This window comes from Streptomyces sp. NPDC004561 (assembly GCF_053602155.1).
In genome coordinates, this window is record NZ_JBSGDB010000286.1 from 1 (window position 1) to 11,726 (window position 11,726).

Genomic DNA, 11,726 nt, shown 5'->3' on the forward strand with positions numbered 1-11,726 from the left:
GTCGAGCCCGCGCTGTCAGTGGCGGCTGCGAGGCTGGGGGCATGGACAGTGACGATGAGCAGCTGCTGCGCGGCCGGGTCTCCCAACCGGCGGGTGCATCGTCAACTCTGTTGAAGATCGGCGGCGTTGAGCCATGTGGAGTTCTGTGCGAGGCAGACGGTATTGGCCCAGACCAATGCCGTCAAGGACTGGGCCTTTGGTCGGCTGCGGATTTCCGCCCTCGTCGCGTGAGGGCGTTCGCACAGACTGCCCCATACGGCCGTGCCCCTTCCGGTCGTGGCCGTTGGACGCGCCGCCGGAGTGCGCGATGGTGCCAACACCGACAGCTAAGCCGCAGGTCGCAGCGTTTGGCACTTCTTGAGCAAGCTGCATGGCGCCGGCCGCCACTGGACGCTCGGCACCGAGCCGGTTATGTCGAGAACAGAAGACCAGCACGTCGATCCATGACCGCAACCAGATGACCAGGGCCGCGGCAGTGACCGTTCCAGAGAAGGCGTAGCCGCGCTTGTCATAGCGAGTCGCGACGGCCCGAGAGTTCTTCAGCGTTCTCCCACAGTTTCACGATCGCCGGATTCTTCCCGCCACAGGCTTCGGCGAACTCGGCGAACCGGTCCAGGGCGGTCCCTTCGGTCGCAGCGGTGAGCTTGAAGTGCCGCAGCCACCGTTGTGCAGGTCCCGGCCGACGCCGCTACCCAACACGCCCGTGTGTCCCGCATATGCTGCAGGATTCGGTGCCGCGTTGCGCGCGCGAGTGCTGGGAAAGCGACGGGCGGAGAGTACCGGATATCGTACGGATCACGGATCACGGATCGCTGACTTGTACAGGTCGGCCGCCTGGCCGCCCAGTGTCACGCTGTAGGACACGTCGTCGGTGTCGCCGCCCTCGTCATAGCCGCCGAGGACGCCCACGACCTGGCCCTCACTGTTGAGCCAGGGGCTGCCGCTGGTGCCCTGGGTGAAGGCGGGGCAGTTGATGCGCTGCTGCGTGCTGCTGTGGGAGGTCGGCTTGTTGGTGCAACTGATGGGCGTCTCGCGGGAGTCGGGGTAACCGATGACGGTCACGGCGGTGGCGCCGGTGGCCGTTCCGGTCGTGAACCGGTTGGCTCCGACGACGTCCTCGATGGGCTTGCCGTCCTGGTCGCCTACGGTGGCGAAGGCCAGGTCGCTGTCCTCGTCCTGGTCCTTGGTCCATCCGTCGGGCAGATAGCGGTGCCCCAGCTTCCACACCCCGAAAGGCGCGTGCCCGTCCCGGTAGCCCGGCACGAACACCAGGTCGGTACCGGTGTCGCTCACGCAGTGCGCGGCGGTGACGATGAGGTCGCCCTGGGGGCTGTGCACGACCGAGGCCGTGCACAGGTGCCCGCCGGACAGGTCGTCGGCCCGGTCCGCGCCGAACAGCGCGCCGACCCGTACCGTCTGCCGATCGGCGACGACGCCGCCGGTGGCCCCTGGGGCCTGAGTAGGAGGCCCCGCCTGCCCCGCGATTCCCGGCACGCACGCGCGCTGCGTTGTCGGGCGCCCCTCCGCCTCGCGATCGCATGCATCGGACGCCCCGGGGCCCGCCCGCCGGGCGGATGGAACTTCCGACATAGGCCCTGAAGGCCTGGACCTGACCTGGGCGGCCGCCACGGACGAGGTCAGGGTGAGCATCACCACGGCGCTGAGCAACGCGGGGCGCGAGGTGAGCATGATGCGTGAGATGCGCTCCATCACTGATCACTCTCTCTTACGAAAGTGAGAGGCGCGCTCCGACTAACTGAGAATTCCCTGTGAAACCCCCCTACGGCCGCCGTACCTTGCGACGTCCCCCAGGTGATGGGAAGCCCCCTGCCCTGCTGTGGCGTATCTGTTGGGGATCCTTATTGATCTTGGTTGTGACCTGCTGTTGCTCAGTTGTACTGGGTGGTGTGTCTGTTGCGTGGGGGAGGGTCGGTGATGCACAAGGACAGCAAGTGGACGAAGTGCAGCGGGCGCTACGCCACTCCGCCGCTCAAGTGCGTGCATGATGGCCACAAGGAGACGTACAACACGTAGGTGACTCTTCAGTCGGAACGATCGCCGAACAGGTTCAGACACTGATCGGCAAAGGCGCATCTGTGGTGGAACCTCACGACTGCATGTGCGCCCTGATGACGGATCCGGAAGGCAACAGGTTCATGGTGGTGCTTGACCCCGATCACGAAGCATGACGTTCTCCAGGGTGGGCGCAGCCCGACGTAGGCACTCGCGTTTCCAGGGCGCCGGGCGGACGATCCCGTGTGGGGCGCCTTCACCGTCACGGACATCGAGGCCGACGGGACCTGCCGGCCGATCCAGGTCGCTTTCTCGGCGGCCGGACGGCGTTGGGAGGCGGCATTCGAGATCGGCGATGTCGCCAACGTGGGGGAGCCGCTGCCGGAGGAGTTCGGCCAACTCCTGGCCGAGAGGCTGGCGCCGCTGGCCACCACCTGGGTGCGGGAACGTCTCGCGGCGTGAGAGGAGCCTCCGTCAGCCTCGGATCGAGGGGCGAAGCGCTGCGAAGTGACCGGTGCTGGCGTGGGCCCGGGGGATGTCAGTGAGAGCCCACCGTGGCCCGCGGCGCTCACCGCCCGGCAGCGGGCACGGCCGGGGCAGAGGACGAGGCCGAGGACGTGGTGTCCCCCGGCCTCGAGTGCGGACTACGGGCCTCGGCCGGCGACAGTCCAGGTGTCGCCGGCGGCGAGCAGGGCGGCGACGTCGCCCTTGCCCTTGTGTTCGACGGCCGCATCGAGTTGGTCGTCCATCGCCGTGTCGTAGACGGGCCGCCGTGCCAACCCCGACGAAGACGCGCCCGCGGTCTGGGGACTGCCCCTCGCAGTGCAGAGATGGGTTCCGCTTCGGAGGACAACGCACACGGAGACGAATGCATCTCCCTGTCCGGGAGGCATGAGCGGTGGCACCCGGCCTCCGCGGGGGTCGCTTTCCGGGGGGAGTCCTCGTGGCACGGCGGACAGCGGCAGTCTCCGCGATCAGCCTGACAGTTATGGCGGCTGCTGTGGCGTGCGGTCCAGCGCATCAAGATGCCGGGAAGCCGGGCACCGGGCCGTCGTCACGGGCGACGGCACCGCCCCCCGGCCGGGGTCGGACAAGCGTGTCCCCCACTGCATCGGTGGATGCCGCATGCGGGACCGCGCAGCTGCGATGGAGGCTGACACTCCTCGCCGACAAGTCGAGCAAGGCACCGACGGCTCTGCTGAGCGCGACCAACACCAGCGCCGTGCCCTGTAGGTTCGATGGCTATCCGAAGGTGCAGGCCTACGCCGGCAAAGGGCCGGCCGTCTGGTCGGAGCCGAAAGCCAACGCGCCGGTCCGGCTGGTGCTGGATCACGGCAACACGGTGGATTTTCCGCTCTTCTACCCGGCGTCCCCTTCCGTAGAGGGTTCCTGTGCCATACCGGTCGACGACGCCCCACAGATCGAGGTGCTGCCACCGCACCCCGTGTCCACCGACTATGGCGCTTCGCTGCAGATCACCGATCCGCACGGCCGGCGCGTGACGCCGGTGTTCTGCGACACCATTCACGTTGGCGCACCCCGTCCGCGGTAGACGGCGCAAGCGGCACGGCGACGAACCGGTCGCGGACGGGGTGCCATCTGGCGCCCGGAAAAGGCTGCACGCAAGTTCGATTCCTGTGTAATCACGGCAACGGTGGCCCGCTGACCACGGTCCACTGGGTGCCGTCTCGCAGGGCGGCACGGGGAACGCATCGGGGGCTGCGCTGTGCGCTGGACTGGATCACGGGGGCGTCGCTGCCTGTCCGTAAATGATGGCCCGTGCGTCGGGCGGTACGCGTTGGGCCGTCTGCCGAGCACGTCGTCTGCCGTGACGCCCGGCGTGCCTGACCGGCGACCGCGATCGGCAGCCGCGGCTGAAACATCGGCACTCCGAAAGTCACCGTCACCGCGGAGGTCGCCGACCCTCGTCCTTGTAGGGCTACGGCGGCCTGGTCACCGCTCGAAACCCGTGGCGAGGGACTGAACTTCCCGCAGGCAAGACCCGGCCTCGCACTCCGCGTCGGCCGTCCTTCATCGGCGAGGCCCAGAATCATCGAGCTCTTCGGCCTGCCTGACCTGGAGCGAAATAAGTTGCATCATGCACGAACTGCTTGCCGCCGCCCTGCGGCCGCACCCGGTCCTTCAGGATCAACGGCTTGGCGATCTCCCACAAGCCGTCCGGAACAATCCAATTCCACGTGCCCCGGCCCATACGCAGCCCAACGGCCAACTGCCATGTAGGACAGGGTCTAGCGCAGTTGGGTTGGTTGCAGGCTGCCGGTCGCCTCGTCCGGGCGGAAGGCGACGCCGTAGTGGCGGGCGAAGCGGTTGGCCTCCGAGGCGAAGCCGCCGACCGCGCGGAGGCGGAAGGCGTAAGCCAGTGAGGTGATGTGGTCTGCGTTCAGGTAGAGCGCCCACAGGTTGCCGAGCAGGCGCGCGGTGCGTACTCGTTCCACCAAGCCCTCGGCCGGAGGCATCTGCAGCCGCCCGCTGAGGTGCAGGTAGACGCGTAGGGCGTTCATCTCCGTGCGGCGCAGCTCGATCAGCCGTTCGCCGTCTGCCGACCCGTCGGGCAGGTGGCCGGCGGAGGGGCTGGCCTCGGCGTAGGCCAGTGCGTCCTGGCCGTGGCCGGTGAGCCGGGCCGCCCACCGGATGGGGACGCCCTCGTACGCGGACAGTTCCGCGCGCATCTCCCGGTCGGCGAGCTCGACCAGGCCCTAGCGGGCCGCCGCTTCCACCGCCTTGTGATGGTCCGGGCGCAGCATGCCGAGCAGCACCCGGCCCCGCTCGTCTGCCTCCTGGTGCTCGCGCAGCACCCGCAGCGCCTCGAGCAAGCCGGAATTTTCACGAGTTGTGACAGCACTGCACTTTCCTGCGGGCTGATTGCGCCTGTTGCTCCCCGCCGCCAAGAAGGCGCGCTCGGCGTCGTGTTATGAGCTCGATGGGAGAGTCGGCCTCAGTGAAGCACTTGCGACGCCCCGCAGGGTTTTCCGCTGTCCAGGATGGGCGTGGTCGTCCGTGTTGTGACCATCGTCATGTGGTCGACGGTGTGCTGCGGCGGCTGCGGACCGAATTCTCGGCGACCGCTGCCAAGCTTGCCCGCCGGTTCCACGACCGGCCTCAGGGCCGTCACTGGTTGTCTGGTGTGGCCCAGGCTACGAGCTGGAAAATTACACCGTTCGGGTCGGTGACCTGGAAGAGGCGCTCACCCCATGGCTCTTCGCGCAGCGGCATGGTGATGCAGACGCCTTCGCTCTGCAGTCGCTTGTACTCCGCGTCCAGGTCAGGCACGGTGAACGCGGTGATCACACCCGCGGCGTGCTGGTCCCTGACGCCCTCGGGCAGGACTTCGATGCCGCGCTGCAGAAAGATCACATTGACGGCGCCCTCGCGGACCAGAGAGGTGAAGCCTTCGGCGGCCATGGTTTCTTGGAAGCCGAAGTGCCTGGTCAGGAATGCGGCGGAGGCGGGGACGTCGTCGACGGTCAAGGAGACGGCGGTGCAAGTGATCTTCATGGCTTCTCCTGGAGCTCGAGGCAAATCTCTGTACGCTGTATTCTATACATTGTACAGAGTGGAGAGGGTGAACGAGGACAGAGCCTTGAGGGAAGGATGGAGCGCATGGCCAAGGAACGAAGCGGCACAGGCGACCCGGCCCGCACCCTGGAACTGCTATGGCGTGAGCCCGGACAAGGTGGTCCCCGGCGCGGCCCCAGGCAGGGATTGACGGTCGACGCGGTCGTCCAGGCCGCCATCGAGCTCGCCGACTCCGGAGGGCTGGACGCCCTGAGCATGCGCAGCGTTGCGCAGCAGTTGGGCGTCACGCCGATGACGCTTTACACGTACGTCCCGGGCAAGGCGGACCTGCTCGCCCTCATGCTGGACGCCGCCTATTTGCAGATGCCGCGGACCGATCACACAGCCGCCGCGTGGCGTACGAGAGTGGAGGCAGTCGCACACGAGAACCGCGACCTCTATAGGCGCCACAACTGGGTGGCCACCCTGCCTACCACACGCCCACCGCTCGGTCCCGGGCTCATGGCAAAGTACGAACACGAACTGGCCGCGTTCGACGGCCTCGGCCTCGACGATGTCGAGATGGACGCGGCGCTCACCTTCCTGCTTGGCTTCGTCCAGTCCGTCGCCCGCGCTGACCTCGATACCCAGGCTGCCGCCCGCGACAGCGCCATGTCCGACGAGCAGTGGTGGGCAGCCAACGCGCCACTTCTGGCCAGGGTCTTCGATCCTGGCAGGTTCCCCCTCGCCGCCCGGGTCGGAAGTGCCGCGGGTGCAGCTCAGCAGGGCGTGTACAACCCCGAACACGCCTTCAGCTTCGGGCTGCAGCGCATCCTGGACGGCCTTGCGCACCTCATCGTGAGCCGTTCCCGATAGCCACCTCACATGCCGGTCCGGCAACGTCCGCGTTCACGCCCGCCGGCCGTCGATCGCAATCAGCTGCGCTGCATTCGCGAGCACATCGGGGCGCGCGCTCGGCCGGTTGCGCGTCGGCGGGGCCGCCGCGCCGTGCTGCTGTCAGTGCGGCGGCGACGTCAAGTGGTCACGTCGGCAGGGGAGAGGTCGGGGCGGGTACGGTGCCGGCGTGCGGGGTGACGTCACCGGCCGGAGGCGTCGCGGGCGACGTCGATGCCACAACGCGGATGGCACGCTGCGGTTGGTTGTCTTCACGAGAGCGGCAACCTGTGCCGCACTCACCCTCGGTGGTGGCTCTTGGCTCGCGGGTCTGCTGAGGCTGTGCCGAGGCGCGATGCAGAATCTTCGGAGTTCGGCGGTCTGCGGATGTCGAGAACGTGCCACCGGCTCCGTCCCAGGGACATCAGTGGCCAGCACCGGCCGCACGAGGAAGAAGGAGAAACCAGCATGGCGATTCAGCGGATGGACAACGTCGGCATCGTCGTCGAGGACATGGATGCCGCCATCGCGTTCTTCGTGGAACTCGGTATGGGGCTGGAGGGCAGGGGGGAGGTCGAGGGCCTCTTCGCCGACCAGTGCACCGGACTCGACGGCGTCCGCTGTGACATCGCGATGCTCCGGACCCCGGACGGTCACAGCCGGCTCGAGCTGGCGAAGTACCGCAGCCCCGCGGTGATCAGCGCCGGGCCGCGCAACCGGCCGCACAACATTCTGGGCACGCACCGCGTCATGTTCGCCGTCGACGACATCGAGGACACCGTTGCCCGCCTGCGCCCTCATGGCGCCGAACTCGTCGGCGAGATCGCCCGGTTCGAGGACAGCTATCTGCTCTGCTACCTCCGCGGCCCGGAGGGCATCATCGTCGGGCTGGCCGAGCAACTGCGCTGAGAAGGAGGAACCGAACCATGCAGCCGAACGAGAGCATCGAGGTTCTGAACCACCCGATCAGCCAGGAGCTGCCGGCCCGTGACGTGACCCGCCTGGCCTACATCGCCAAGGACGGAACCCGGCGCAACGTACCGATCGCCTTCACCTGGAACGGGTCGCACATCGTCAGGCCGAGGCCGCCCACACGCCCCAAGACGCCGCGCAGCGGGCCCACCACGTACTCGATGACGTCCCCGCCGCCCGGCTCCGATCCACCGCCCGGGCCCGGCTATACCGCCTTGCCGAAGCACTGCCCGACCAGGACGGCGCAGTCCGGGCAGGCCTGGCCGAACGGCTGCGCACGTTGCCCCATCGATCGATGTACACGGGCAAGCACTCACCAGCCGACTCGGAGGTTGATCCGCCAGGCGAGCTGCCACGGCCGCTCCTGGGCCAGGAGTTGGGCTCGGCCTGCTTGCGGCGTCGGCGGTGTTCACGTTGGGCTTGGGCGCGGGCGCATTCACGGGTGCGGTACTTGATGCCGCTGGTGCGGTACTGGCCGTACGGCGCGGCCGCGTTGGCGTACGAAGGGCTGGCGGCAGGTCTCGGTGGCGCGCTCGTGGCGTCTTCGGCGAGGTGGTTGTGCAGCCGCGGGAACGTGACCGACAGGATGCTGGGGCAGCGGTCGGTCAGGCTGCCGACTCCGATGCTGAACGGCTTGAGTGCGGCATTCAGCTCGCCCACCAGGTCGCTGATCCTTATGCCCAAACGCATTCGCTCAGGTGATCCGGGTCGCGAGGCCATCGACGCTTCGTGAGATGGGCCGCAGCGCTCGCTTCTCTGGCGCGCCGTCCAAGGCCGGCGCGGGGATCGGGCGGTAGTCCGTGATCGGTCGAGGGCGGTGGGCCGATGTCCGGCAGGAGTTGTCCGGAGTCCGGGTTTCCGTCAGACGAAGAAGGCGTTCATGCCGGGAACGTCGGACAAGTAGGTCTCGATGTCGGTGATCTTGCTGTCCCGCAGGCGGCAGACGGTGGTCAGGTACTCGTCCAGGATCGCGTCCGGGCGCTGGGCGGTGTTGTGCAGGGAGAGGGCCATGTTCTCGCGGCTGACCAGGACGTGCAGCAGTTCGAAGGACAGGCCGTAGGAAGCGATCTTCTGGGCGCGGTCGACCACGGCGTCCGCGCCGACGACCGTGCCGCTGATGGTGTTGTCGCCCGGCAGGGTCCAGGTGGCGTCGTCATGGAGCATGGACCGGATGGCCTGCCAGTCGCCGGTGATGAGTGCGGCGTGGAAGCGCTGGCCAAGGTCGTGGGCAGTGGTGGTCATGGTGGTCCCCTCCGGAATGATGGCGCTAAGCGCCTAAAGCAGATTGATTTGCTTTAGTGAGACTAGCGCCCCTGCCGCACTAAAGCAATCGACTCTGCGTTAGCCTGGTTGGCGTGAAAGCCGAACCTCCCGCCAAGCGTCCCGGCGGCCGCAGCGCCCGCGTCCGGGCGGCGGTCCACCAGGCCCTCACCGAGCTGGCCGGCGAACGCGACGCGTCCCAGTTGACGATCCCCGCGGTGGCCGAGCGCGCCGGGGTCAACCCCACCACCCTCTACCGGCGCTGGGGCACCCTGCAGGCCCTACTGGCTGAGGTCGCAGCCGTACGCGGCACGGACGTCCCGCCCTCCTCCAGCGGCGACCTCCAAACTGACCTGGAGGCCTACGCGATCCGGACACTGAACGATCTGACCCGGCCCGGCGGTATCGCGTTCTTCCGGGCAGAGGTCTCCCCCGACATCGACGAGCGCCGCAGCGGACTGCGGGAATGCCTGCAACGCGCCACCGCCGGCCTCGACACGGTCCTCGAAGCCTCCCGCGGCCGGGGCGAACGGCCACCCCCACTCGAACGGCTGCTCGACCGGATCGTCGCCCCGCTCTACTTCCGCGTCGTCTTCTCCATGCCCGACACCGACGAAACCTACGCCCGCGCCCTGGTGGCCGACCTGTTCAACGCCCCCTCCCGACCGCAATGCTGATGAAGACCTGCTGACCTCACCCCCCAGGGTCGTGCTCCGCAGCCAAGTACGCGGCTGCGGAACACTTTCCACTGTCGATGAGGGCGATACGCGAGCCCACCAGTCCCGGGGCCGTTGGACTGTTCGCGGGTCATGGTTCGACGTCATGTCGATCACTGGGTGCCAGGCGCACCGCACTCGAGGAGAGCTGGCACTGGTCAAGTGCAGGGACGCCGGCCGTAAGGGAGCGGACGGGTCCGAAGCCAGTACGAGCGGACAGCGACGGTCAAGGCGACCCCGTACACGGCGAACGCGACCATGCCGGGCCAACTGACCAGCAGGGCGTCTCCCGAGGTATGAAAGTCGCCCTTCCGTATGGTCATCACGCCTGCTGTGGGCGTCCAGGCCCCAGGATTCCAGAGCGAGCCAGAATTCCGAAGCGCCGTTGCGCTTGGAGATCGCGAGCATCTCCTCCTTGCTCATCCCAGCGAAGCTGCCTCCGCATGCCCAGAACAACTTCATCGCGGCGTAGGGCAGGAACGCTGCCGTCCCCGCGCACGACATGAGCTGCACTCGCTTGGATGCACAGGACGGTGCCGGCGCCGTAGCCCCGATGAGCGGGGGACGCTCAGAGCGGGCGGTTGCCGAAAGTAGTAATGCCTCGGCGCTTGCCAGCACATGGTTTGTGGCGGCTGTCCAATTGTCCACGCCTTCACCGAACAGTAGCGTGATCACGTCCATGAGCAGGCTGAACGCGGCGGCGGCAGCCATTGCACAACCCGTCCACAGCAGCACTCGCAGGACCGGCCGCGGCCCGTGCTGCACCACCGCCCCGCAGACAGGAGTTGTGAGTGCGCCCACCGCCACCGCCACCCAATCGAGCGCGGAGGACACCCGATCGCTGCCACCGAAGAGCGGCATCCCGCTCAGCGCACAGGCGAGGCAGAAGGCGGTGTACGTCACTGTCCAGGCCACTGCAATCAAGCCCACCCGGCGAGGTCGGCCCTGCAACCCCGTACGCCGTCGAGTCCTTGAAGTCCGTCCGCTCTCGGTCATGCCGTGAGCATCACAGCGAGCGTGGCAGCCCGGCGTCGACCACCCGACTGATCACCCTCCCCCTGCGGGGTGAGTGATCCTACGACTCAGGTCTCAGTCGCCGACGGCGGCAGCACAAGGCCAGCCGCTGTCGTTTCCCGTGCGCAAGGTAACTACTCCCGTGCGGCGACTCAGGGCCTGCTCGACGTCGAGTTCCTGCGTGGACAACGGACAAGCCGGAACCGTGTCCATGACTTCGCTTCCGGGGCCGGGCCCGGCGGAAGCCCCGGGCCGGGTAGGGGGACTGCCAAACGAGTGGTGTATCTGGAGTAGTTGAGGGTCTTGCGCGGGCCGCACTGGATCAGCCACTCCGGTGCCGGCGGCCGGCGTTCCTCGCAGTGGCGGTCCTCGTCGGCGAACCATCGAAGGACAACTACGCGCAGCGGCATGCGGTCGAGCGGGGATCAACAGGGCCAAGCGCCACCGTGGCGGCGCCACCCGATACGACAGAACTTGCTGTCCGCTACGAAGCGACCGTGCTGGTCGCAACCATCAACGGGTGGCTGTAACGGGCACGTGACCACGTATCAAGCCCATATCGCTTTGACCACAGCATGGCCTGCCGAAGCCGCCCGCCCGTAGAACCCTTGAAGGTCCCTGTGATAGCCGAGGAACTCTTGCCTGGCCTGCGCCTCGTCCCAGCCGGGGCCAATGATCTTGGCCCCGGCACCGTTCCACAGCTGGTCGAAGGAAACAGTCGCGAGGAAATCTGCGGCCTGTGACACCCCAGGCGGCTCCAGAAGCATCAGGGGTGGGTCGGAGGGGTCGGCGTCAGCGCTGTGCGGCACGGGGCGGCCACCGTAAATCGGCAGTGGCCAGAGCTTGTCGGCGTCTGTGCCGAGGACATCGGCTGCGGCGTAGAGGTCATTGACGGTGCCCCAGACCTTGTTGATCGAGTCGGCGATACCCGCTGCGTACTCGTCGGGGTGGTTGTCCCAAGCCTCGGACATGAACGCCGCAAGCCAGGTGTGGTCGTCCCGAATCTCGGACTCCGCGACGGCGCGAAGGTGCAGGTGGATGCTCATTGCGACGAGTTCCCCGGGTTCGGCAGCCCGCCTGTCGGGCCGAACGGACAGAACTTACTCGACGGCACTGACGGCCGTGTGTCGTCGAGATCGACCGCCATGGACAGGCCATTTAGGATTCCGGCCCTACACCGTGGCCGATACCGTGTCCGATGGTCTCCGGGCCGTATACCTCCCAGATTGTCGAGCTGGTCCCCCTTAGCTTGACTCTGTCGGGGATCTTGGAGTTTCCCGGTGCGGCAGCAAGATCGACGGGGATGATCGGGGAGTTTCGCCGACCGATACATCTGTCGAG

General features: G+C 67.6%; 11 protein-coding genes and 3 pseudogenes. 6 read left to right on the plus strand and 8 right to left on the minus strand.

All coding sequences use genetic code 11. The features are described from left to right. Positions 1-447: 447 nt before the first annotated feature. A pseudogene (locus ACWEN3_RS30060) lies at positions 448-543 on the minus strand (IS5/IS1182 family transposase); the annotation flags it as partial. 252 nt (positions 544-795) lie between these two features. After that, on the minus strand, positions 796-1,494 hold the full coding sequence (locus tag ACWEN3_RS30065) for a trypsin-like serine peptidase (RefSeq protein WP_452976965.1): 699 nt from the start codon (positions 1,492-1,494) through the stop codon (positions 796-798). Positions 1,495-2,054: 560 nt separating this feature from the next. Between ACWEN3_RS30065 and ACWEN3_RS30070 the strand changes: the two genes are divergently transcribed. Continuing rightward, the gene (locus tag ACWEN3_RS30070; RefSeq protein ID WP_452976985.1) at positions 2,055-2,189 is read left to right on the plus strand and encodes a hypothetical protein; all 135 of its coding nucleotides are present in this window, start codon (positions 2,055-2,057) and stop codon (positions 2,187-2,189) included. 67 nt (positions 2,190-2,256) lie between these two features. Beyond that, positions 2,257-2,475, plus strand: a complete 219-nt coding sequence (locus ACWEN3_RS30075; protein ID WP_452976967.1) for a hypothetical protein — start codon at positions 2,257-2,259, stop codon at positions 2,473-2,475. 182 nt (positions 2,476-2,657) lie between these two features. On the opposite strand, the pseudogene ACWEN3_RS30080 reads toward ACWEN3_RS30075, so the two are convergent. Next, positions 2,658-2,783 (minus strand): annotated as a pseudogene (locus ACWEN3_RS30080) (2-oxoacid:ferredoxin oxidoreductase subunit beta); the annotation flags it as partial. A 326-nt stretch (positions 2,784-3,109) separates the two neighbouring features. Between ACWEN3_RS30080 and ACWEN3_RS30085 the strand changes: the two are divergent. After that, positions 3,110-3,565, plus strand: coding sequence for a DUF4232 domain-containing protein (locus ACWEN3_RS30085; RefSeq protein ID WP_452976969.1), 456 nt, complete (start codon positions 3,110-3,112; stop codon positions 3,563-3,565). A gap of 528 nt (positions 3,566-4,093) precedes the next feature. Here ACWEN3_RS30085 and ACWEN3_RS30090 read toward each other — a convergent pair. The 3 genes and pseudogenes from ACWEN3_RS30090 to ACWEN3_RS30100 form a co-directional block, all read right to left on the minus strand. Beyond that, a pseudogene (locus ACWEN3_RS30090) lies at positions 4,094-4,225 on the minus strand (IS5/IS1182 family transposase); the annotation flags it as partial. 37 nt (positions 4,226-4,262) lie between these two features. Continuing rightward, positions 4,263-4,703, minus strand: a complete 441-nt coding sequence (locus ACWEN3_RS30095; protein ID WP_452976971.1) for a DUF6417 family protein — start codon at positions 4,701-4,703, stop codon at positions 4,263-4,265. Positions 4,704-5,142: 439 nt separating this feature from the next. After that, a complete protein-coding gene (locus tag ACWEN3_RS30100; protein WP_452976973.1) occupies positions 5,143-5,529 on the minus strand; it encodes a VOC family protein in 387 nt (128 codons plus the stop codon). A gap of 105 nt (positions 5,530-5,634) precedes the next feature. Between ACWEN3_RS30100 and ACWEN3_RS30105 the strand changes: the two genes are divergently transcribed. Together ACWEN3_RS30105 and ACWEN3_RS30110 are read left to right on the plus strand one after the other, a co-directional pair. After that, on the plus strand, positions 5,635-6,405 hold the full coding sequence (locus ACWEN3_RS30105; protein ID WP_452976975.1) for a TetR/AcrR family transcriptional regulator: 771 nt from the start codon (positions 5,635-5,637) through the stop codon (positions 6,403-6,405). A gap of 486 nt (positions 6,406-6,891) precedes the next feature. Continuing rightward, on the plus strand, positions 6,892-7,332 hold the full coding sequence (locus tag ACWEN3_RS30110; RefSeq protein ID WP_452976977.1) for a VOC family protein: 441 nt from the start codon (positions 6,892-6,894) through the stop codon (positions 7,330-7,332). 924 nt (positions 7,333-8,256) lie between these two features. Here ACWEN3_RS30110 and ACWEN3_RS30115 read toward each other — a convergent pair. Then, positions 8,257-8,637 (minus strand): nuclear transport factor 2 family protein, encoded by a 381-nt coding sequence (locus ACWEN3_RS30115; protein WP_452976979.1) that lies wholly within the window; start codon positions 8,635-8,637, stop codon positions 8,257-8,259. Positions 8,638-8,750: 113 nt separating this feature from the next. Between ACWEN3_RS30115 and ACWEN3_RS30120 the strand changes: the two genes are divergently transcribed. After that, positions 8,751-9,332, plus strand: coding sequence for a TetR/AcrR family transcriptional regulator (locus ACWEN3_RS30120; RefSeq protein ID WP_452976981.1), 582 nt, complete (start codon positions 8,751-8,753; stop codon positions 9,330-9,332). Between the two features lie 1,601 nt (positions 9,333-10,933). On the opposite strand, the gene ACWEN3_RS30125 is transcribed toward ACWEN3_RS30120, so the two are convergent. Next, the gene (locus tag ACWEN3_RS30125; protein WP_452976983.1) at positions 10,934-11,431 is read right to left on the minus strand and encodes a DUF1877 family protein; all 498 of its coding nucleotides are present in this window, start codon (positions 11,429-11,431) and stop codon (positions 10,934-10,936) included. Positions 11,432-11,726: the final 295 nt, after the last annotated feature.